The sequence below is a fragment of the Solibacillus sp. FSL H8-0523 genome (assembly GCF_038051985.1).
GTDB lineage: Bacteria > Bacillota > Bacilli > Bacillales_A > Planococcaceae > Solibacillus.
In genome coordinates, this window is record NZ_CP150291.1 from 2,256,655 (window position 1) to 2,278,819 (window position 22,165).

Genomic DNA, 22,165 nt, shown 5'->3' on the forward strand with positions numbered 1-22,165 from the left:
TTGTATAGAAAGGGGGAATTTTTTATGAAAAAATGGCTTGTGATCGGCATCATCGTTATTTCAATACCCGCTCTCTTATACATATGGCTCGGCAATGTAATCGACCACGCGGCGAAAAATAGTGCGGATGGTTCCAATGAATACGTCATTATTCTTGGTGCGAAAGTAAAGCCCGGTGGTGTCCCGTCCTTATCACTAAAAAATCGCTTAGACGTGGCGGCGGATTATTTACATGCGTATCCACATGTAAAAGCCATTGTTTCCGGTGGGCAAGGTGCGGATGAAGATCGTACAGAAGCATCTGTTATGTATGATTATTTAGTTGAAAAAGGGATTGGTGCTGACCGGATTTTACAAGAAGATCAATCGACGTCAACCTATGAAAATCTCGCGTTTTCAAAAAAATTATTACCTAAACATGTAAAAAGCATTACGATTGTGTCCAATGACTTTCATTTAAAGCGGGCAACGATGCTCGCGAGTAAACTCGAATTAAAAACGGATGTCCTTGCAGCGCCAACACCTCAAGTGGTCGAGCAAAAATCACGAATACGCGAACGTCTCGCACTTGTAAAAACCTATATTGTAGGTCAATAAGTTTACAAGTTGTGTTGTTTTCGATATTGTTGCAGTTATGAGGTGAAGAATATGAAACTAAGTATTTTAGATCAAGTACCAATTTCAAAAGGGATGACAGCTTCCGAAGCTTTAGCAAACAGTGTAAAAATTGCGCAGGTCGGGGATCAATTAGGTTATGAACGTATGTGGTTTGCGGAGCACCATAACACAACAACACTTGCAAGCTCTGCACCTGAAGTAACAGCAGCATACGTGGCAGCAAAAACTGAACGTATTCGTGTGGGTACGGGCGGTATTATGATGATGCACTACTCGCCGTTTAAAGTGGCAGAAGTGTTTAAAACTTTAGCTGCTTTAGCACCCGGCCGTATTGACTTTGGCGCTGGCCGCGCGCCTGGTGGGGATATGCCATCAATGACAGCTTTAGCTAGTGGACGCCGCCCGGACTTAACCGAGCAGTATGATAAACTGGAAATCATTTTACGTTTAATGAATGAACAGCCAACAGGTGAAACGGTGTATGATAACGTCGTCGCAACACCATTTAAAGTACAGCTGCCGGAAGCATGGTTACTTGGTTCAAGCGGACAAAGTGCTCGTCAAGCAGGCGAGAATGGTGTTGGTTATTCATTTGCACAATTTTTCAACGGCCAAATGTCTAAGGGTATTTTTGATGCCTATCGTAACAGCTTTAAACCGTCTTACTTTATGCAAAAACCAACGATTATTACAACGTATGCGGCGAGTGTGGCCGAAACAGCGGAGGAAGCCGAATATCTGTCGATGCCGATGCAAATTGGACGCTTAAATTTAATGCGCGGACGCTTATTAAATGTCATGAGCCCAGAAGAAGCGAATGATTATCCACTTACGGAAATGGATAAAATGATGCTGCAAGAAAATCGCCATTTAATGCTCATTGGCTCTGCCGAAGACGTTGCGGCGCAAATTTTAGAAGAACAAGCTGAGTACGGATTTGACGAAGCGATGATTAACAGTAACTTATACTCAGTTGAGCAGCGCTTGAATAGCTATACGTTACTTGCACAACAATTAATTAAATAATAAACGGCGTGCCCCAAATTCGGGACACGCCTCTTTTTATACGCTTGCTTTTTCGCTCTTAGGTTGTGGTGCTATTTGCGCCACGATAATGCTGTTAATCGCGTTAATATATGCGAATGCTGATGCTTTTAAAATATCCGTATCTGCCGCTTTTGCAATATATTTTTCCCCTTCATGCTCGATGATGATTTTTACTTTACCAAGCGCCTCTTTCCCGCGCGATACGGAGCTAATATTGTATTCTACTAACTTCACTTCGATTCTTGTGACGTCAGCAATGGCAGAGTATAGGGCATCAATTGGGCCCGACCCAACAGAACTTGCCTGATAAATTTCATCGCCTTTACGAATTTTCACACTCGCATTCGGGAAGGTTGAATTGGAGATAATTTGTAGGTCCTCTAGATCATAAAACTGATCTTTATAGGATTCTTTATTTGGATTATTTAGTTCCGTTTTTTCATAATAATTTTCAACGATAACGTATAAATCATGGTCATATACTTCTTTTTTCGAATCAGCTAGTTTTAAGAAGCTCTCAAAAATCCCTTCAAATTCCTCTTCGGCAAAGTCTTTAAAGCCTAGCTTGGATAACGCATTTTTTACCGCATGACGGCCTGAGCGTGCAGTTAGTACAAGCTCCATGTCATCTAAACCGACATCTTCTGGATGCACGATTTCGTAGGCGTCACGTGATTTTAATAAGCCATCTTGGTGAATGCCCGATGAGTGTGCAAAGGCGTTGTCACCTGTAATGGCCTTATTCACTTGGACATCTAATCCCATAAAGCTTGAGACAAGGCGTGACGTGTTCATAATTTCCTTTGTATTAATGTTTGTATAGCCACCGTATACATCCCCGCGCGTGAACATCGCCATCACCACTTCTTCTAGTGCCGCATTTCCCGCTCTTTCGCCGATTCCGTTCATCGTTACTTCGACTTTATCGGCACCGTTTTTAATGGCAGCTAATGTATTTGCTGTGGCCATGCCTAAATCATTGTGACAGTGCACGGATAGTAATACCGAGTCATCTAGGTTTTTCATGCGGTCATTCAGTTTTGCAATCATTTGACCCCACTGCTCAGGCTCTGCGTAACCAACTGTATCCGGTACGTTAATCATTGTTGCACCGGCTTTCATCACCGCTTCAATCGTTTTCCATAAGTATTCAAAATCCGAGCGTGATGCGTCTTCTGTTGAATATTGTACTTGTGGCAATAATGTTTTCGCGTATCTCACTGCGTCTACACCAATTTGTAAAATTTGATCCTTCGATTTACTAAATTTTTTCTCCACATGAATATCAGATGTCCCTAGTACCATATGAATCATTGGATTTTGTGCATACTTCACTGCGTGGTAAACGGAATCAATATCATTTTTTACCGCACGTGCTAACGCTGTAATCATAATATCTGACGTGTTCCCGACCTTTTGTGCAACCGCCTGTACCGCATCAAAATCACCTTGTGAAGATGCTGGGAAGCCGGCTTCAATAATATCAACACCTAGTTTTTTTAGCTGCTGTGCGATTTCCACCTTTTCATATAAGTTCAATTTCGCCCCTGGTACCTGCTCGCCATCGCGTAATGTTGTATCAAACACCCAAATTTTTCGACTCATATTCATTTCCCCTTTTCTTCTACATGATATTGACGATGGAAGCGAGATTGAACTTAGTAAACTAAAAAACCCTCGCCTCTACACGGATTGCTCCGAATAGAGACGAGGGTTTAACTCGCGGTACCACTCTAATTGAACGCCTAAACGTTCCTCTTAAGACCCTTGTAACGGCGGGTGCCCGACTTCCCTACTAAATTTCAGGTTGTATGCTCCTGGACGAGTTCAATAGCGGCATCCACCAGTTCACACCACCCACTGGCTCTCTTAAGGTATCCTGCTCATTTACTACTTCCAATCAACGCTTCCATGTTCTCTTGAAAAGAAGTGTACTTGAAAAAGTAGTCACTCGTCAACCATTATCTGAAAATTAAATTTAATTCAGCTAGGTTTGATCCCCAACTGATTTATATTTGGCCACTGGCGGATGTCACAGATTTTTACTCGAAAAAATCTGGACGGAATTACGCCAAGGCGAAATTGATTTAATATTAAATTTTGTCCCCATTGAAAATCGAGTTTTTCACAACGACATAGTCCACTGTACGAATTGAAGCGAGTGCCTTACCACCTGAATAAGAAATAGCCGATTGTAAATCTTGCTCCATTTCTGTTAATGTATCGAAAATTGAGCCCTTCGAATCAACATACATCTTTTTACCTTCAACATTTTTGCGTTCGCCTTTTTGGAATTCTGACGCTGAGCCGAAGTATTCCTTCACTTGCTTGCCGTCCACTTCTACTGTTTGCCCTGGAGATTCCTCATGCCCGGCAAATAATGAGCCGATCATTACCATTGATGCACCGAAGCGCACTGATTTCGCGATATCACCGTGCGTACGAATGCCTCCGTCTGCGATGATTGGCTTCGTTGCTGCCTTTGCACACCAGCGTAATGCCGCTAATTGCCAGCCGCCTGTTCCAAAGCCCGTTTTAATTTTCGTAATACATACTTTGCCCGGTCCAATCCCAACTTTTGTTGCATCTGCGCCCGCGTTTTCTAATTCACGCACCGCTTCTGGTGTCCCGACATTTCCTGCAATGACAAATGTATTCGGTAAATGCTTTTTAATGTGACCAATCATATCAATTACTTGGTTCGAGTGACCATGCGCAATATCGATTGTCATATATTCCGGCACAAGCTGCTCATCTGCTAACGCTTCGACAAATGCATATTCCTCATCTTTTACACCTACTGAAATAGAAGCAATTAAGCCTTTAGAATGCATATGACGAATAAATTGTGTACGCGTCGCTGGGTTAAAGCGGTGCATTATATAAAAATACCCTTCAGTAGCTAATTGTTCGGCTAATTGTTCATCTAAAATTGTCTGCATATTTGCAGGAACAACTGGTAATTTAAATGTATGGTTCCCTAAAGTCACCTTTGTATCACATTCCGTACGGCTTTTTACAATACACTTCGCCGGAATTAATTGAATATCCTCATAATCAAATACTGTATCCATCATTTGACAACACTCCTAAACACGAACATTTTTCGTTTTTTATTATTAATCTTTCGACATTAGCTACTTTACAAGATGGTGAAAGCGTTGTCAACAGGAATACGAATTTTAATTGAAAATAATATCAAATCGTTCGTGTTTCTAGCTTTTCAATACATAAATGGCCTAATATTAGTATTTTAATGTTACTATAAACTATCTGATTTGCCTGGAAATTCAAGAAATGTTTTAATAAATGCATGATAAGGAGTCGATGAATTGATGGTAGTTATGAAGGTTACATCGTAAATTTAAGGCTTAACACTAGACCACATTATTGGGGAGAAAACAATGGACCATTTAATCGCATGTATGAAAATAATCGGGGATGACACGATTCAGCGCACACAACTAAAACATCGGCTTACATTAGTCAATGCTTTTGGCATTCAACCAGGCATGCGCGTGTTAGAAATAGGCTGTGGGCAAGGTGATACGACTGTCGCATTAGCAGAGGCAGTTGGAGACGCTGGTCAAGTCGTGGCGATTGATATTGCCACACCGGATTACGGCGCACCGATTACGCTAGGAGAAGCGGCACAAACAATTTCACAGTCACCTATTGGAAAACGCATTACCTTTCATTTTGAAACAGATTTTTTAACATTTGATACGACAGAGCACTTTGATGTAGTCGTGTTGTCGCACTGCTCCTGGTACTTTAAAAATCCTGAGCAGTTATTTGCTTACTTCAACAAAATGAAAACCATGACAACGCGTGTCTGTTTTGCAGAGTGGGATATGGATTACCGTGAGCTTTCGCAACGTTCTCATTTTTGCGCAGTGAATCTTCAAGCATTATATAGCGCCTACTTTGGTGGCGATGGCAATATTTTAAACGTTTTTCATCAAAAACAGATTAAACAGATGCTTATGGAAGCGGAGTTTACCATTACAAAAGAGCTAGTGCTCGACGCTACGTATTTACAGGATGGCGGGTGGGAAATTGCTTATGCAAAGGAATTATATCCGGCACTACAAACTACACCACAGCCAATTCAAACAATGGCTACGACCTATTTTCATTTAATGCAAGCGGACGAACAAAAGTCTCTGAATAGCTTCGTCATCATCGCAAATATCTAAAAATAAGCACAGGTAGCCGCTTGCTACTTGTGCTTATTTTACTTTATAGGTATGCATCAAGCTGTGTCAGAATCTCGCCAGCAGAACCCTGCAATACCGCATCGAAGCCTGTTGCATGTGTTTCTAATTCTAAATTAATATACACAAGCTTACCGCGCGCCATCATCGGAAGTTGATTGACCGGATATACTTCAAGACTTGTCCCAATCACCAGAACCACATCCGCATGTTGGATGGCATTTAATGCACGATTCCATGCATCTTGTGGCAGTGTCTCGCCGAATAATACGACATTTGGGCGCAGATGATTTGTGCAATATGTGCACACTGCGTTGTTTAGAAAGTGTTCTTTACTATGTGGCTTGTTACACGACGTACAACGAATCGTCACGATGTTTCCGTGTAACTCTGCGACGTTTTTACTGCCAGCGAGTTGATGGAGCTGATCAACATTTTGCGTAGCAATCAGCTGTACGTATCCTTGCTGCTCCCAGCGCGCTAAAATACGATGGCCCACGTGTGGCTCGATGTCATGTAATGCCTCTATTCGCAACTGATAAAACTCGCGGAACAGCGCATAGTCATCCGTTAAGCTTTCCACCGATGCGACGGTTCTCGGATCAATCGACTTCCACCAGCCTGATTTTGAACGGAAATCTGGAATTCCCGACTCCGTAGACATGCCAGCGCCAGTTAATACTACTGTTGATGTGGACTCTTTCATCCAAGATGCTACTGTTTCCATCATGTTTATGCTCCCCCTACATTCCCCATTTTTTTGTAGCATACCAAATCATTCGGCTGCTGCCAATTACTCATTCACCACTTCGAGTAATGTATTGGTTAACAGTGCTAAACGTTCCACAATTTGATCCTTTAAAATATGCTCATGCTCGGCGTGGTCCTGTTCATGCTTTGTGAAATAATCTACCGCTTCCATAAAAACGCCCCCTTTCTATCCTCCTTACCCCAAAATTGCACTAAAAAATGCCTAAGTATTTCACTTAGACATTAGAAACTCCCATTTTAAATCCTTTATTGGATCCCGACGTATCAGCTTGCTAGCAAATGTTGACGCTCTGAAAAAATCCTTATTTCACCAACTCAATCCATCCACTTTCTTGAATCGTTACGCGCGGTGTTGCGTATTTTGGTGGTTCATAGGAATAGATAATTTTTTCATAATCATCTTTTACGACATACACATTTAAAAATTGAATTTCATTAATCAATTTTCGAATATGAATTTTTTCTTGTTCCATCTCACTACTGCGATTATTTAAAAGCATGAGCAACTCATTTTTTATATTTAAAACATCTTTTTCATCGGCTCGACGAATAACACTTTTTGGCAAATTTAAAAATTCATCAATTTTCATTAAGTTAAGTTCCATGTACAGTTCTCCTTTATACAGCGAATCAATCTAGTATGTTATTTACCCAATTTCGCCATTTTAACCCTTCCTTAGACATGGAATGAACAAAAATAAAAACAGCTTCCTCGGTCGGAAGCTGCGGTCTAAAATTAAGCAGTGAAAACATACTTTTGGAATAATTTTTGAATCCCATAAAACAGAGCAGCACCAAATACACCGATCACTGCAAAGGTTGTACTACCACTATTATTAAAGATGTACATCGTATACGGGATCGTAAGCACAGCACCCATAACGATATAGCTGAAAAATTTCATCCATTCGTTTCGTAAAAATTTTTCGAATATGTAGGACAGCACAACACCAGCGATTAAAAACATCGGTGCACTTAACATCACAAATGTAAAAATCATTGTAGCAAACGAAAAATATTGCTGGGCTGACTCCGTATAGCCAACAATGGAAAAAAGAACACTAAAAATGAGAGTTGTTACGAGTGCGATCGTAATTTTACGACTAATTGTTTGCACGTGAATCCTCCGCTACCGTTTTAAAAAGGCATCAATTTGCTCAATCGTTTGCTGAACTTCTCGTTCAAAAACGTCATTCTGCGTAAAGTAACTATGGACAATCCCTTCCATGACAATTGCCTTTGTGTCGACCTTTGCTCGCTGCAACGTATGCGCAAATTCAAGTCCCTCATCACGCAGTACATCATTTTCCGCCACAAAAATAAGCGACGGTGGAAATACGGTATAGTCCGCTACTCGTAATGGTGCAGCTAATGGATTTTTCGCATCATTCGGTGATGATAGATAATAATCTACAAACCACTTCATAACGTCACGATCTAAGCCAAAGCCCTTTTCAAATAGTGTATAAGAGTTGGATTGAAAGCTCAAGTCCGTAACCGGATAAAGTAAAATTTGAGCGGTAATTGGTAAATTATATTGTGCCGCCAATTGACAAACAGCTGCCGCTAAATTCCCACCCGCACTGTCACCAGCAACAGAAATGTTTGCTCCCTGCCCATTAAAAGTACCCGCATGCTCTCTCACCCATAAAAAACTGTCAAAACAATCATTCACCGGGACCGGGAATTGGTATTCTGGCGCTAAACGATATTGTACCGAAATCACTATGTGACTTGTTTGCTCAGCTAAATATGCGCAGCTTTCATGACACGTATCTAAATCATTTAACACCCAACCGCCACCGTGAAAATACATCATGACTGGAAAAGGTCCTTGTCCAACTGGTGTATACATACGAATTTGAATGTGTGCACCGTCACGCATTTCAATTGCACGCTGTTCTATTGTTACCTGTTTTGCAACAGGTCTTACTACTTTTAGTGCTTTTGCGCGCATCTCTCTTGCTTCAGAAGCAGTCATTGTTGCCAAGGATGGCAGTTGATTCTTTTTATTTAAATAGTGTTTTGTATGTTCATGTATGTTTGGCATCGTCGTCACAACCTTCAATGTATTTAATACCTATAAGTTTACTATGTTATAACCATAAATGATTTTCAAGAAAATTGCAAATCATTTAACCAAGCCCTTTATACACAAAAAAAGGCTCATCACCGTAACATCGGGTTGCATTTTCTAATAAAATTTCACTTAATTTATTGGTGGGCTACGGCATGACAGCATTATGACCACGTGGTACGTGTCCATACTACTGTCTTTAATGCCGTTTGCTATGCCCACCAATTCATCATTTTACCCTCTTTATATATTTTAAGAGCGCAAAATCAAGCCGCTTGCGCTAACGCGAGGCGGCGGGTGGTGGAAAAGTTCTCCTTCTTAATCAAATTTACTTTAATTCAATACTCTGCTATTGATAGAAAATTTATTTATCAAAGGATTCTTTTTTATTACCTTTAATTATATGTAGCACGATTTAAAAAGGAAAAAGCTTTCAATTTATTTGCTTCATTATTTTTATTGAAGTTCACTTTATGCCAAAGTAGAGTGGCGCGAAGTGGAGGGGTAACTCCAGCGGGAACAGCACGCGCGGAAAATCCATTTTTTTTGCCGCCGTAAGAGGCACAAAAAATTAGTTGGAGCCGTGCCCGCGGAACGTAACAGAACGGATCCGCTTAAAAATCACCCATTCTATTTATTAAACTTTGTCATCCCCAACTTATGGTGATGAGCCAGAAAAAACGCTGCACGGAACTACCCGTACAGCGTCTAACATTACACACTTTTAAGTTTTTCATACTCTAGTTGAAGCTGTTCAATTCGCTTACGTCCCTCGTCACGGTTACGTACAGTTTCAGCTTGAATTTGCTTTGTTTCTTCAATTCCTGCCATAATTGTTTTCCACGTCGTTTCAATCGTCTCCATTTTAATGCTTGGGCTTCCCGCTTGGCGTGCGATGTTCACTGAGTTTTGACGTACATTTTCCGCATTGCGCACAAGCATCTCATTCGTTCGGCGATCCAGCTCGGCCATTGAATCGGAAACAAGTTTTTGGCGCTGAATTGTTACTGCGTGAATTAAACCTTGTTTGAAAATCGGAATCGTTGTCACGAATGCGGAGTTGATTTTACCGATTAAGTGGTTATTCCCTTGCTGCATCAAGCGAATTTGTGGTGCAGATTGGAAAGATACTTGCTGCGCCATTTCTAAGTCAAATCCGCGTTGCTCTAGTAGCTCAATACCACGCGTAACCGTTTCAAGCTCCATCATAGCCTGCTGATCCCCTGCATCCGCCTTTGCATTTAATGTCGGTAGCTGCTGACGTAAATCCGCTACTTTTAAATCAATTGCTGCCACATGCTCGCTTAATGTATGGAAATAATTTAAGTTTTCATCATACATTTGCTCTAGCTGTACCGTATTGTTTTTCATCTCTATCTCGTATTTTTGAATTTCCGTGTAAACCGCGTCTACTTCCTTATTCATCGAATCATACTTCGATAAAACACGCTCTAGCTGTTCTTTACTTTTTGAAAATAATTTCTTTAGGAAGCCTTTTTTCTGTTCCTCTTGAAAGTCTTGTGGATCAAAGCGGTCCATAATTTTATTTAAATTGTTTAATAATGATGTCGATTTTTCTAAATTACTTTGTTTAATGGTCGCAAGCATACGGTCCGAAAACGTAGATATCCCCTGCGCTGTTTCTTTTCCGAACTCAAGTACGGCAATTTGATTTTTAACATCAATTTTTTGCGCCAATGTTTGAACTTGTGGCTGCAATTTCAGCTGTTCTTGGCGTTGACGGATTTGTGACAGCTCTTGCTGTGACACAAGTGGCTTTGTTTGTTGCTGGACCAATTCCGTTGTTTTTTCTAGTGTTGGTTCTTGTGCACGCTTTTCTAGGTCATCGAATAACGGATTATCTGACATGATTTATTCCCCCCATCATTTTCTAGTTAATTTACGCATGAATGCACTAAAAAGTTTCACGTAATTAGTATGAATTATACGTGTATTTGTGCGTATTTTCTAATATTTCGTCATGTTATTAACTTACTAAAACAAAAATTGTAAAACACATAAATTAGTAGTATTATTATACTATTATTCTGAAATATCAAACAAAATTACTTTAAGGTTTGAGTTTTCTTACATTAAATCTAGGAGGTTACTCATTATGAAATCATCCATCCGATGGCGAATTATTGGGATCGTTGTACTTATTGTCATTGTTGGAATTGGTTCACTTGCTTCGATTAGTTCCATGATGATCAAAGATAAGACTGTAAGTGCGGTAGTTGGTCAGAGTGAATCCCTCGTAAAGCAAGTTTCGCAAACTATGGATTCTTTTTTACAAGGCTATGAACAATCACTTCAAAGCATGGCTTTATCTGAAGACGTCAAAGCGTTTGCACAGGCAGATCGTACCTATAATAGTGCAGATGATAAGGTGTATCGAAAACAACTGGCTAATTTTATCGCAAGCTATCCTGATGCATCATCTATCTATTTTGCAGACGCATCATCTGTAACAATTGAGCCACACTTTGATGGGGTAAAAGAGGTCGATGCTACTACGCGCGCTTGGTACATCAATAGTATGAACAAGCCCGGAAGTGTGCACTGGACATCGCCATACATAGATCAATCAACAGGCAATTCGACGATTACCGGCTCGATTACCGTTCAAGATGGCAACAAAATTATAGGGGTTTTAGGTGTTGATATTTTGTTAGACAACTTAACCGCGATGGTATCAGCAATCGAATTAGGCTATGACGGCATACCTGTGATCATTGATAACGAAGGTGTAGCCATCGTCCATCCTACCTATGCTGGTGAAAACATCAGCGAGCAAGATGCCGTGGCAAAGATTTTACAAGCAGAGAATGAATCCGGCTTTGTAAAATCGAGCATTGATCAGCAACAGCATATTGTTGTCTATAATAAAATCCCTGAAATCGGCTGGAACATCGGGGCCGTTTATAATGAACAAAAATTAAATGAAATTGCGAAAAGCATTGAGAAAGTTATTTTCATGATCACTGTTGTCATTATTGTAATCATGTTTGCGGTGTTGTTCATTGTTATTTCTCGCATCGTACGTCCACTTCAAACACTCGGTAAGCTAATGGGGCGTGTTGCAAACGGCGATTTAACTGCGAAAATTGACTTGCATTCAAAAGACGAAATTGGTCAATTAGCGAAAAACTTCAATAGCATGGTCGGAGAAATGAAGGACATTGTTCACGTCGTGCAGCAGTCATCCATTCAAGTGGAACAACGCTCACAGCATTTAAGTGCGATGGCCGAAGAAACGAATGCTTCCAGTATGCTTGTATCAGAAGCCGTGGCTGAAATTGCCGCTAGTACAAACGAAGCTTCGGAACATAATGAGGAAGTAACTATTCAAACAAATGACCTTGGGGAACATATTAACTCACTAGAAAAGCATACAAATGCACTACATGCCGTTACAAATGAGGCAAGTCGATTAAATGTGTATGGTCAGCAAAACATGCACGAATTACTCATTAGCTTTGAACAATCTCAGGCAAGTTTTAAATCCATGACAAACGTCGTTAACAGCCTTGAGCATAAAATTTCAACGATTACAGAAGTCATTGATACGATTAATGCCATTTCCAATCAAACGAATTTACTCGCATTAAACGCTTCCATCGAGGCGGCACGTGCAGGTGAACACGGGAAAGGTTTTGCGGTGGTTGCAGACGAGGTACGTAAGTTAGCTGAACAAACCGCTATTGCGACAGAGCAAGTTCAAAAGACCATTACAACCTTGCAGCAAGAGTCTTATTCGATTATGCTTCAAATGCAGGACATGGAAAAATCTGTGTTAACACAAGGTTCTGTCGTAACCAATACTAAGCAAACATTTACTGATATCTCAACTAGTATGGAAAGTGTTGAACAAACATTTGAAATGTTAGCTCGTGCCCTGTCAACGATGATGCATAGTAAGGAAGATGTTATTGCAACAATCGAGGAATTAGCTCAAAACTCGCAAGCCATCGCCGCTACATGTGAGGAAGTAAGTGCCTCAAGCGATGAACAGCTTTCTGCGATTCAAAACGTAACCGAAGAGTGTGAACAATTAAACAGCCTAAGTAATGACTTAGCCATTGCAGTGAAGAAATTTACTTTATGAAAAAAGCGGGTATCCTACGAGTTAGGGATACCCGTTTTTGCGCATTAAAAAATGCCCTTTTATGCGCAAAAGGGCATTTTTTCAGTCTACTATTGGGGGAGAGACTTTACACCCATACAATTTGCATGAGTCTACTTTTAAGTTACCCAATAATAGTCGAACTAAACAATAAATTATTCTTGTAATGATTTTTTTCGAATTGGATTTAAAATAAGGCCAATGACTAAAATACAAAGCGCAATAATGGCTGCTGATGTAAATAGCCCACTATATCCGTTTTGAGCTGCAAGTTGGGTCACGTCATTTACCGAACGGAGCACAACTTCTTTTAATGTAGGATCTTGTATATTTTGCACGGCCCCCATCATTTGCTCTTGTGAAAATTCTCCCCCACCTGCAAACTGGCTACCGATTTGTGCTAATTCCGCATTTGCAGCTTGAGAAAGGTTCGCTTCTTCAATGTTTGTTTGTAAAATTGATTGGAAATCAGTTTTAAATAAATTTGGTAATTCATTAAAGCCACGTGCAATAAAACCTGCATAAATCGTTGGCGCAAGCGTCATCCCGATTGTACGAATAAGCGACAGTGATGCTAATGCTGTTCCTTTATTCGCTTGCAGCTTTTCTGTTGCTAAAATGTTTAATGGTGCACCTAACAGCACACCCATCCCAATACCTGCGACAATCGATGCAATGATAAATTGCCATTTCACATCAACCCAGCCTGGGAATAAGAAAAAGCCAATCGCTCCAATTAAGCCTGAGAACACAACGGCGACAATCGGTCCCTTCTTATCAACTAAAGCGCCACCTAAGCCAGCACCAATCCCCGCAGCTAGTGCAAGTGGTGTCATCCAGTAGCCGGAATGCTCTGATTTAATGCCTAAAACTTGCTCTGTAAACGCTGGAATGAAGATCATCCCTGCAAGCATTGCCCCTGAAAGTAACCCGAGCATTAATGTTAATAAATACGTTGGCTGACGCATTAACGACACTGGTAAAATCGGGTCGCCACCATTACGCTCTAAACGTGTTTCATAGAAATACAGGACGATTAGAATCGCTACGCCCGCTAAAATGAATGGGTAAACGGTTGGTTCAAGCAGTGAACGGAAGAAATTCACCCCTTCAATATTCGTTAAACCATACATAATGCCTAAAATCGCAATGGACAGTAGCACCGTACCTGTCATATCGAGCTTACCAGGTGTTGGATCTTTCGTTTCTTCTAGCTTTGTAATCCCTAAGATGACTAATACAACCGCAATTGGCACATTGATTAAGAAAAGCCAATGCCAGCTACCAGTTAAATCTAAAATCACGCTCCCGATATTTGGTCCTAAAACAGCCGCAATCCCGTTCATCCCACCAAGCATCCCAAGTGCTTTCCCTTGCTTCTCTTGTGGTAATGTACTAACGACATACGATGTACCGATGATGAAAATACCACCGCCGCCCATTGCTTGAATAAAGCGAGCTATTAAATAAAAGGTAAAGTTTGGACTAAGTGCGACTAATAGCGACCCAAGTCCGAATAACGCAATTTCAAAGATAAATAGTTTTTTACGCCCATAACGGTCTGATAATTTACCAACAATCGGTACACTAATCGCTAAACCAAGCGTATAGATTGTAACGCCCCATGCCCCCCAGTTGGCTGATACGTCAAATGAATTGTTGATTGTTGTCAGTGCGGCACTAATGATCCCATTGTCCAGCGCGGCCATAAATACACCAATCGCAAATAACGTAATCGCCCATGTTGCAGAGGATTTTGAATTTGTCATAAAAAAGACACCTTTCATTCAGTTTATTAGTCTCCTATTATACGCCTTAATGTAATTTTTGGTAAATAAAAAGTTCATCACTAAAACATGGGGTTGCTATTTCTAATGAAGTTTTTTTATCTTGATTGGCGTGCTACGGCAAGACCGCGACAAAGCCACGTGATACGTGTCTTTATCACTGTCTTTGTTGCCGTTTGCGAGGCACGCCAATCACAAAGTGTTTCTCTCGATATAAAGTGAAGGGAAAACCGCTCAATTAAGCCGCTTGCGCTTCGCGAGGCGGCGGTGGACGGAAATGCTAGGGTGTACTTATCGGTGGCGCTCTGTTAAAAGGAAACGCCATTTTTACAAAAGTTCACTTTATAAAAAAGTAGAGTGACGCTGAGCGGAGGGAGGCTACCAATACATCCGCTTCAACGAAAAGAGTTGTACGGAGCGCAGTGGCGGACTCCTTGGCGATTAAGCGTGAGCGGAAAATCCACTTTTGCTGCCGCCGTCAGAGGCAGCAAAAGTTAGTTGGAGCCACGCCGCCCGGAAAGCCTGCCCCGGAGCGCAGTACAATGGACCCGAGCTTAAAACCACCTTGCTTTAACGCGTATCCCCCCGTAGCGCAGCAGAACACCCTCCATTAGAAAAACGTTTTCACCTTGCCATCCCCAACTTATGGTGAGAAACCAAATAAAAAGTACCCTCCTAAAAGCAGGAAGGTACCATTTTTTAAGCTAATAACGCTTTTGCTTTATCAATTTGAATTTTTACTTGCTCAAAGCCCGTTCCACCTAGAGAATTACGACGGCTTACCGCTGCTTCTGGTGCTAACACCGTATAGATGTCCTCTTCAATTAGTGACGATTCTTTTTGCATGTCTGCAAGTGGTAAATCTAATAAATAGATGCCTTGCTGAATACACGTAAAGACAAGCTTACCTGTAACCTCATGTGCTTCTCGGAATGGCATGCCTTTTGTTGCTAAATAATCCGCAAGCTCTGTCGCATTTGAGAAGTCTGAATGTACCGCAGCGTGTAGACGAGGCTTGTTGATTGTCATTGTGCGTACCATACCTTCAAAGATTTTCAGTGAGCCAAGAACCGTTTCCATTGTATCAAACATGCCCTCTTTATCTTCTTGCATATCTTTGTTATACGTTAACGGCGTCCCTTTTAGCACAGTTAATAAGCCAACTAAGTTCCCAAACGCACGGCCCGCTTTCCCGCGAATTAGTTCAGCCATATCCGGGTTTTTCTTTTGAGGCATAATAGATGAGCCTGTAGAGAACGCATCATCTAGTTCGATAAATTTAAATTCATCCGTCGACCAAATAATAATTTCCTCTGCAAAACGTGATAAATGCGTCATTAATAACGCCGAATTTGATAAAAATTCTACGATAAAGTCACGATCACTAACCGCATCCATTGAGTTCGCGTAAACATCACTAAAACCTAAAAGTTCTGCTGATTTTAAACGGTCAATCGGGAAAGTTGTCCCAGCCATTGCCCCAGCGCCTAAAGGTAAAATATCAATACGCTTCATTGATTCTGTAAAACGCTCTTTGTCACGCTGTAATTGCCAGAAATACACCATTAAATGATGCGCAAAGCTAATTGGCTGTGCACGTTGTAAGTGCGTGTAGCCCGGTGCAATCGTTTCAACGTTCTCTTCTGCTTTTACGATGATTGTGTTTTGGAAGTTTTCGATTAAACCGACAACCTCAGGCACACGTTTTTTTAAGAATAAGTGCATGTCAGTTGCCACTTGGTCGTTACGGCTACGGCCTGTATGTAATTTACCGCCAACAGGACCGATTAAATCGATTAACATTTTTTCTAAGTTTAAGTGAATGTCTTCATTTGCGACTAAGAATTCTAATTCGCCGGCCTCCGCTTTTACTTTAAGCTGTGCTAAGCCTTCTAAAATTTCCGCTACGTCTTCAGCTGGTAGAATATTTTGTGCACCGAGCATTGTTACGTGTGCAACAGATCCTTCAATATCTTCTAATACTAATTGTTGGTCAAAGCCGATTGATGCGCCAAACTCATCCACCCATGCTTCTGCTGACTTTTGGAAACGTCCGCCCCATAATTTTGCCATACTGTTCTCTCCTATCATTTATCGCGATTAATAGAAGAAGCGACTCGGGCTCCGAATCGCTCTTCTTGTCTACTTATTTAGTTACTTTTGTTTGTTTCGCTACTTCCGCTGCTACCACTGTTGGCATACCCCATAATTCGATGAAGCCTACTGCTGAAGCATGGTTGAATTTATCGTGTTTTGAGTAAGTTGCTAATTCTTCAGAGTATAAAGAGTTATTTGACTTACGGCCTTCCACAATTGCGTGACCTTTGTAAAGTTTCACACGTACTGTACCATTTACCGTTTTTTGCGTTTCTTTTAAGAACGCAACTAATGCTTCACGGATTGGGTTGAACCATAAACCGTTATAAATGATTTCAGATAGTTTGTGCTCAATCATTGGTTTGAAGTGTGCAACTTCTTTTACTAATGTAATATCTTCTAATTCTTTATGTGCAGTTAATAACACTTTTGCTCCTGGAATTTCGTATACTTCACGAGATTTAATCCCAACTAAACGGTTTTCAACGTGGTCAATACGACCAACACCGTGTGCACCTGCTACTTTATTTAATTCTTCGATTAAATCAGCTAGTTTCATTTCTTGACCGTTAAGTGAAACTGGTTTACCTTGCACGAATTCGATTTCAACGATTTCCGCTGTATCTGGTGCATTTTCAACTGAAACTGTTAAACCGTAAGCTTCTTCAGGTGGTGATACCCAAGGATCTTCCATGATGCCCGCTTCGTTTGCACGGCCCCATAAGTTTTGATCGATTGAGAATGGTGAATCAAGTGTTGCAGGAATCGGAACACCGTGTTTCGCAGCGTATTCGATTTCCTCGTCACGGCTCCAGCCCCACTCACGTACAGGTGCTAATACTTCTAAGTCCGGATTTAATGCTTTAATCGAAACTTCGAAACGAACTTGGTCATTCCCTTTACCTGTACAACCATGTGCTACCGCATCTGCGTTAGTTTCTGTTGCAATTTCAACTAATTTTTTTGAAATTAGTGGACGAGATAACGCTGATACTAATGGATACTTTTGTTCGTACCATGTGTGCCCTTGTAATGAAATAAGCGCGAAATCCTCTGCGAACTCATCTTTTGCATCGATCATATATGATTCAACAGCACCTACTTGAAGTGCTTTGTTTTTAATGAACTCTAAATCTTTACCTTCACCAACGTCAAGACATACCGCGATTACGTCCCAACCTTGTTCCTTTAACCATGGAATCGCTACTGATGTATCTAATCCACCTGAATATGCTAATACGACTTTCTTGTTTGCCATGTTCGTTGCCTCCAAAATGATGTATGTTTATACATTTTATTAATAGTTTATACACGAATAGTAACACGTTATAAACATAAACGCAACTGCATTTATATAAAATTTTTGACTTTTTTGAGCGTTCTAAAAACAATTGTTCACGAACATTTCAACTTTACTCGTTTACACGTTTTTTCGCTAAAAATTGTGCGTTAATACTTCATGGAATCATACAAAAAAATTGCATAATACGTTTATCTACTCTCATTGCTATACATTCTATTAACAATTCAACATCATCTTTATTTTTAAACAAAAAAACCTTACATCCAAATGGCACTTGGCGTGTAAGGTTTCAAAAAAGCATTCTCTCTGTTATTCATTTATATGCAATTTGATGTATTAACTATTAATTCGATTTTTAATGATGTAAGACGTCTATACAGTAAAACGAATACTTTTGTAAAAGTTGGGAGTTACTTTTTATTGAAGAAGCCCTGCCCAACGAATTCTACAAGGCTCGGTGCGACGGCATATAATTTACTAGTAACGCCCATAATACGTGGTAAATTAACTTCACGCGGGCGTTTATCAATGGCACGTACTACTTCTGCTGCTACTTTTTCTGGCTGAATTAAGAAATTTTCAATGGCATTACGGTATACATTCGAAGCATCCGCCTTTTGAAGAAACGGCGTATCAATTGGTCCTGGGTAAATACCGGTTACCGCAATATGATATTCCGCTAGCTCTAAGCGTAGACCATTCACAAATCCCGTAACAGCATGCTTACTCGCCGCATAGACACTCGCCTTTTTCGTAGCGACTTTCCCTGCCTGTGAGCCAACGAAAATAAAATGGCCGCTACGTCGTTCCATCATTGCTGGTGCTAAACGCTTTGCCAAATATATTGGCGCGCGTACATTGACTTCAAGCATTTGATCGATTTCATCATCGGTTAAGTCAAAGGCATTGTCAAAGTAGCCTAAGCCTGCATTTAAAATCGCCACATCTAATGGAGGAAGCTGTGTTGTGATGCGGTCAATATCCGCGCGGTTTCGTAAATCGCCTTGTAGGGCAATTGCGCCTAACTGTTCCAGTGCCTTGATTGCTACCTCGTTACGGCCAGTTGCATAGACGGTGTGTCCCTGTGCAACTAGGAGTTCTGTCATTTTACGCCCAATGCCACTTGTTGCACCTGTAATTAAAATAGTTTTCTTCATATTTACCTCACATCTTTGCGTATTTTTCTAAAACAAAAACTAGATACATCTAGATGTTCTAGTTTCGTGTAATGCCAAATAATTCGGTTAAAGCGTCCTTTGATCCGAGTACATCTGCTAATGTATACGAATCCAACACCGCTAAATATGCTTTTAATGCTTGGTGCAGCGCAAATTTCAGCTGACACTCAGGAGAAATCTTGCATAGATTACTTTCCGGATTGAAGCATTCTACTAAATGAAAGTCTTCTTCTGTTTTGCGAACAACTTCCCCGATATTAATATCCTTCGGGTCAACAGCTAGACGAATCCCGCCCCCACGTCCACGAATGGTTTCAATATACCCGTGCTGCCCTAAATCATATGTTACCTTCATTAAATGGTTTTTTGAAATTTGATAGGCATCTGCTATCTCTTGAATTGTCGCTAAGTGGTCTGTCCCACGCACGCCTAAATACATGAGCGTACGTAAAGAATAATCTGTATATACGGTTAAGCGCACGTTTCTCACCAACTTTCTAAATTTCAGTATAACATTTTCTGACGATTGGTCGACCTTTGCGACTCATTTTTTAAAGATGTATTTTAGATATATCTTTGTGACAAATTTGTTAAAGATGTATTTTATATATTGCTTTAAAGGAAACCTAGCAGTATATTGAATTCACAAAGAACAACAAGTTCTTGCAAACGAAGGGAAGATACCCATTATGTTAACAAAACAAACGATTGATACAATTAAAGCGACTGTTCCGGTATTAGAAGTACACGGATTAGCGATCACAAAAACTTTTTACTCAAACCTTTTTAATGACAATCCACAATTATTAAACATCTTTAATCACACGAACCAAAAGAAAGACCGTCAACAAACAGCTTTAGCAAACACAGTATATGCAGCTGCGGTTCACATTGAAAACTTAGAAGCAATCGTACCGGCAGTTGTACAAATTGCGCACAAACACGTAAGCTTAGGGATTTTACCAGAACACTACCCAATCGTAGGGAAATACTTGCTTGCAGCGATTAAAGAAGTACTTGGAGACGCTGCAACAGATGAAATTATTGACGCTTGGGCTCAAGCATACGGCGTAATCGCGGATATCTTCATCTCAGTAGAAGAAGATCTTTATAAAGCAGCTGAAAACAATGGCGGCTGGAGATTATTTAAAGACTTCAAAATTGCAAAAATCGTGGAAGAAAGCGATGTTGTCAAATCATTCTATTTACAACCAGCAGACGGCTCAAAATTACCAGCATTCACTGCCGGCCAATACATTTCAATTCGCGCACAAGTACCAAACCAAGAATTCTTAATGAACCGTCAATACACAGTTACTGAAGGTACTGAAGAATACTTCCGCATCTCTGTTAAACGTGAAGATGATGTGAATCCGAACGGTGTCGTTTCAAATTTCTTACATGCATCAGAAGTTGGTACAAACGTACAAGTAAGTGCTCCAGCGGGTGTGTTCACATTAGTACAAAACGAAGCGCCAGTGTTATTCATCTCTGGTGGTGTTGGTGTAACACCATTACAAGCGATGTTAAAAACAATGGAAAACCGCAAAGCATCATTCATCCAATGTGCACGTAATGAACGTGTTGCGGCATTTAAAGAAACAATCGAACAACAAGTGGCTGCTTTAGGCGGTACTTACAAAGCGGTTTATAGCGATACAGAGGGCTATGTGACAAAAGAGCAAATCGCCGCTGTACTTGAAGAAGGTACTGAAGTTTATGTGTGTGGTCCAATTGCATTCATGGAAACGGTTATTTCAAGCTTAGTTGAATTAAACGTACCAGCTGAGAAAATTCACTACGAATTCTTCGGTGCTGCAATGGCTTTACAAATTAGAACTTCTAAATAATTTCAAAAAGCGTGTTGAAGGGTTACCCTCTCAACACGCTTTTTTTATGCTTTTTTGTAAAAATAAACCCCATCACGCATTTCCATCTCTGCTAAACCTTCATCCACTAAATAGTCTAGTTGACCAAGCGTTTCTGAAAGCGTCAGACCGAGTTGTTGCTGGTAAATACGCTCGAATAGCTGCGTTGTCGCTTCAAAATTTGTAGTGGGCTGTTCGATCATGTCGCGCAGTTTCATCGCACGGTGCTTTTGCTTTTCAAAGCGGTCATCAATAAGCGACGCAACATTTGTCACTTCTTTCCCATGTCCTGTATACATTTTAGTCACACCAAGCTCACGTAAACGTTTCAATGAAGCATTATATTGCAGTAATGATTTTGGACGTTCCATCGACATTTCTACTGGCGGCTCCACTAATGGATTCGAAGATGTACGCTCGAGAAGCAAGTCTCCACCGATACATTCACGCGTCGCTTCATCGACAAAAATTAAATGGCTTTGTGCATGTCCTGGTGTTTCATATACCTTTAAGCCAGGATGCCCAGGTACTTCATCGCCCTCTTGTAAAAATTTTGTTAATGGAATCGTTCCAAACAGCTCGACTTCCCCTTTTACTTTTAATATTCTCGGAATATATTTTTCTGGTACCCCTTGTTCGAGTAAAATTTTTGTGAAAAAGCGGTCATAGTAGGCAAAAAACTCCGGTGTTTTTCGCATCCAATAGTCCACGTAGCGGTGTCCTAAAATATCGGCACCCACAAATGCGTCAACCCAGCCGGCATGATCTGGATGATGATGGGTTAATACAACTTGTTCGACATCCTTCATGTCATAGCCTGCGCCGCGCAATCCCCATTTAATCGCTTCATACGCTTCCTCTGTTTTTGGTCCTGCATCAAATAATGTTAGTGTGTCTCCCTTTACTAGAAAAGCATTTACGTCACCTACCGCATATGGTGTTGGAATAACTATTTTGTGAACTTCCATCAATCTATCCCCTTTATGTTGCTCGTTAATGAATGAATATTCATTTATTTTACACCTTTTTTCTACATCCGTCACGCATTCACTTGACAGTTTTTCATTACATAACTA

19 protein-coding genes and 1 other annotated feature are annotated in these 22,165 nt (G+C 40.6%); of the genes, 5 read left to right on the top strand and 14 right to left on the bottom strand.

Going from position 1 to position 22,165, the window contains the following annotated elements; genetic code table 11:
* Positions 1-24 precede the first annotated feature (24 nt).
* Both NSQ62_RS11175 and NSQ62_RS11180 read left to right on the top strand, forming a co-directional pair.
* Positions 25-597 carry a YdcF family protein gene (locus NSQ62_RS11175; RefSeq protein ID WP_341320222.1) on the top strand — a complete coding sequence of 191 codons (573 nt, stop codon included), beginning with the start codon at positions 25-27 and terminating at the stop codon, positions 595-597.
* A gap of 51 nt (positions 598-648) precedes the next feature.
* Positions 649-1,644: an LLM class flavin-dependent oxidoreductase gene (locus NSQ62_RS11180; RefSeq protein WP_341320223.1), complete on the top strand. Its 996-nt coding sequence runs from the start codon at positions 649-651 to the stop codon at positions 1,642-1,644.
* Between the two features lie 36 nt (positions 1,645-1,680).
* On the opposite strand, the gene NSQ62_RS11185 is transcribed toward NSQ62_RS11180, so the two are convergent.
* The gene (locus tag NSQ62_RS11185; RefSeq protein ID WP_341320224.1) at positions 1,681-3,270 is read right to left on the bottom strand and encodes a 2-isopropylmalate synthase; all 1,590 of its coding nucleotides are present in this window, start codon (positions 3,268-3,270) and stop codon (positions 1,681-1,683) included.
* Between the two features lie 95 nt (positions 3,271-3,365).
* Positions 3,366-3,578 (bottom strand) — a binding site (T-box leader).
* A gap of 180 nt (positions 3,579-3,758) precedes the next feature.
* Positions 3,759-4,739 (bottom strand): GMP reductase, encoded by a 981-nt coding sequence (gene guaC, locus NSQ62_RS11190; protein ID WP_341323925.1) that lies wholly within the window; start codon positions 4,737-4,739, stop codon positions 3,759-3,761.
* Positions 4,740-5,069: 330 nt separating this feature from the next.
* On the opposite strand from guaC, the gene NSQ62_RS11195 reads away from it, so the two are divergent.
* Positions 5,070-5,864, top strand: a complete 795-nt coding sequence (locus tag NSQ62_RS11195) for a methyltransferase domain-containing protein (protein WP_341320225.1) — start codon at positions 5,070-5,072, stop codon at positions 5,862-5,864.
* 43 nt (positions 5,865-5,907) lie between these two features.
* Here the strand turns inward: NSQ62_RS11195 and NSQ62_RS11200 are convergent, their stop codons facing one another.
* The 6 genes from NSQ62_RS11200 to NSQ62_RS11225 form a co-directional block, all read right to left on the bottom strand.
* The gene (locus NSQ62_RS11200) at positions 5,908-6,612 is read right to left on the bottom strand and encodes an NAD-dependent deacylase (RefSeq protein WP_341320226.1); all 705 of its coding nucleotides are present in this window, start codon (positions 6,610-6,612) and stop codon (positions 5,908-5,910) included.
* 63 nt (positions 6,613-6,675) lie between these two features.
* Positions 6,676-6,804 (bottom strand): hypothetical protein, encoded by a 129-nt coding sequence (locus tag NSQ62_RS11205; protein ID WP_341320227.1) that lies wholly within the window; start codon positions 6,802-6,804, stop codon positions 6,676-6,678.
* A 151-nt stretch (positions 6,805-6,955) separates the two neighbouring features.
* Entirely contained in the window at positions 6,956-7,258 is a 303-nt protein-coding gene (locus tag NSQ62_RS11210; protein ID WP_341320228.1) for a cytosine deaminase, read from the bottom strand.
* Between the two features lie 131 nt (positions 7,259-7,389).
* Positions 7,390-7,770, bottom strand: coding sequence for a hypothetical protein (locus NSQ62_RS11215; protein WP_341320229.1), 381 nt, complete (start codon positions 7,768-7,770; stop codon positions 7,390-7,392).
* Between the two features lie 12 nt (positions 7,771-7,782).
* A complete protein-coding gene (locus NSQ62_RS11220; RefSeq protein WP_341320230.1) occupies positions 7,783-8,703 on the bottom strand; it encodes an alpha/beta hydrolase in 921 nt (306 codons plus the stop codon).
* A 741-nt stretch (positions 8,704-9,444) separates the two neighbouring features.
* On the bottom strand, positions 9,445-10,599 hold the full coding sequence (locus NSQ62_RS11225; protein WP_341320231.1) for a toxic anion resistance protein: 1,155 nt from the start codon (positions 10,597-10,599) through the stop codon (positions 9,445-9,447).
* Between the two features lie 247 nt (positions 10,600-10,846).
* Between NSQ62_RS11225 and NSQ62_RS11230 the strand changes: the two genes are divergently transcribed.
* Positions 10,847-12,838, top strand: a complete 1,992-nt coding sequence (locus NSQ62_RS11230) for a methyl-accepting chemotaxis protein (RefSeq protein WP_341320232.1) — start codon at positions 10,847-10,849, stop codon at positions 12,836-12,838.
* Between the two features lie 173 nt (positions 12,839-13,011).
* On the opposite strand, the gene NSQ62_RS11235 is transcribed toward NSQ62_RS11230, so the two are convergent.
* The 5 genes from NSQ62_RS11235 to NSQ62_RS11255 form a co-directional block, all read right to left on the bottom strand.
* Complete coding sequence (locus tag NSQ62_RS11235) at positions 13,012-14,625, bottom strand: MFS transporter (RefSeq protein WP_341320233.1); 1,614 nt, start codon at positions 14,623-14,625, stop codon at positions 13,012-13,014.
* Between the two features lie 717 nt (positions 14,626-15,342).
* The gene (gene argH / locus NSQ62_RS11240) at positions 15,343-16,716 is read right to left on the bottom strand and encodes an argininosuccinate lyase (protein WP_341320234.1); all 1,374 of its coding nucleotides are present in this window, start codon (positions 16,714-16,716) and stop codon (positions 15,343-15,345) included.
* 73 nt (positions 16,717-16,789) lie between these two features.
* Complete coding sequence (locus tag NSQ62_RS11245; RefSeq protein WP_341320235.1) at positions 16,790-17,998, bottom strand: argininosuccinate synthase; 1,209 nt, start codon at positions 17,996-17,998, stop codon at positions 16,790-16,792.
* 455 nt (positions 17,999-18,453) lie between these two features.
* Positions 18,454-19,200 carry an SDR family NAD(P)-dependent oxidoreductase gene (locus NSQ62_RS11250; RefSeq protein ID WP_341320236.1) on the bottom strand — a complete coding sequence of 249 codons (747 nt, stop codon included), beginning with the start codon at positions 19,198-19,200 and terminating at the stop codon, positions 18,454-18,456.
* Positions 19,201-19,258: 58 nt separating this feature from the next.
* On the bottom strand, positions 19,259-19,702 hold the full coding sequence (locus NSQ62_RS11255) for an Rrf2 family transcriptional regulator (RefSeq protein ID WP_341320237.1): 444 nt from the start codon (positions 19,700-19,702) through the stop codon (positions 19,259-19,261).
* 208 nt (positions 19,703-19,910) lie between these two features.
* Between NSQ62_RS11255 and hmpA the strand changes: the two genes are divergently transcribed.
* A complete protein-coding gene (gene hmpA, locus NSQ62_RS11260; RefSeq protein WP_341320238.1) occupies positions 19,911-21,071 on the top strand; it encodes an NO-inducible flavohemoprotein in 1,161 nt (386 codons plus the stop codon).
* A gap of 44 nt (positions 21,072-21,115) precedes the next feature.
* Here the strand turns inward: hmpA and NSQ62_RS11265 are convergent, their stop codons facing one another.
* Positions 21,116-22,057 carry an MBL fold metallo-hydrolase gene (locus NSQ62_RS11265; protein ID WP_341320239.1) on the bottom strand — a complete coding sequence of 314 codons (942 nt, stop codon included), beginning with the start codon at positions 22,055-22,057 and terminating at the stop codon, positions 21,116-21,118.
* Between the last annotated feature and the right edge of the window lie 108 nt (positions 22,058-22,165).

Excerpts from the sequence above, each read along its gene's own strand:
- NSQ62_RS11220 (WP_341320230.1), bottom strand. The coding sequence starts at position 8,703 with ATGCCAAACATACATGAACATACAAAACACTATTTAAATAAAAAGAAT.
- NSQ62_RS11180 (WP_341320223.1), top strand. The coding sequence starts at position 649 with ATGAAACTAAGTATTTTAGATCAAGTACCAATTTCAAAAGGGATGACA.
- NSQ62_RS11245 (WP_341320235.1), bottom strand. The coding sequence starts at position 17,998 with ATGGCAAACAAGAAAGTCGTATTAGCATATTCAGGTGGATTAGATACA.
- NSQ62_RS11205 (WP_341320227.1), bottom strand. The coding sequence starts at position 6,804 with ATGGAAGCGGTAGATTATTTCACAAAGCATGAACAGGACCACGCCGAG.
- NSQ62_RS11225 (WP_341320231.1), bottom strand. The coding sequence starts at position 10,599 with ATGTCAGATAATCCGTTATTCGATGACCTAGAAAAGCGTGCACAAGAA.
- argH (WP_341320234.1), bottom strand. The coding sequence starts at position 16,716 with ATGGCAAAATTATGGGGCGGACGTTTCCAAAAGTCAGCAGAAGCATGG.
- hmpA (WP_341320238.1), top strand. The coding sequence starts at position 19,911 with ATGTTAACAAAACAAACGATTGATACAATTAAAGCGACTGTTCCGGTA.
- NSQ62_RS11200 (WP_341320226.1), bottom strand. The coding sequence starts at position 6,612 with ATGATGGAAACAGTAGCATCTTGGATGAAAGAGTCCACATCAACAGTA.
- NSQ62_RS11210 (WP_341320228.1), bottom strand. The coding sequence starts at position 7,258 with ATGGAACTTAACTTAATGAAAATTGATGAATTTTTAAATTTGCCAAAA.
- NSQ62_RS11185 (WP_341320224.1), bottom strand. The coding sequence starts at position 3,270 with ATGAGTCGAAAAATTTGGGTGTTTGATACAACATTACGCGATGGCGAG.
- guaC (WP_341323925.1), bottom strand. The coding sequence starts at position 4,739 with ATGGATACAGTATTTGATTATGAGGATATTCAATTAATTCCGGCGAAG.
- NSQ62_RS11265 (WP_341320239.1), bottom strand. The coding sequence starts at position 22,057 with ATGGAAGTTCACAAAATAGTTATTCCAACACCATATGCGGTAGGTGAC.
- NSQ62_RS11230 (WP_341320232.1), top strand. The coding sequence starts at position 10,847 with ATGAAATCATCCATCCGATGGCGAATTATTGGGATCGTTGTACTTATT.
- NSQ62_RS11235 (WP_341320233.1), bottom strand. The coding sequence starts at position 14,625 with ATGACAAATTCAAAATCCTCTGCAACATGGGCGATTACGTTATTTGCG.
- NSQ62_RS11175 (WP_341320222.1), top strand. The coding sequence starts at position 25 with ATGAAAAAATGGCTTGTGATCGGCATCATCGTTATTTCAATACCCGCT.
- NSQ62_RS11195 (WP_341320225.1), top strand. The coding sequence starts at position 5,070 with ATGGACCATTTAATCGCATGTATGAAAATAATCGGGGATGACACGATT.
- NSQ62_RS11250 (WP_341320236.1), bottom strand. The coding sequence starts at position 19,200 with ATGAAGAAAACTATTTTAATTACAGGTGCAACAAGTGGCATTGGGCGT.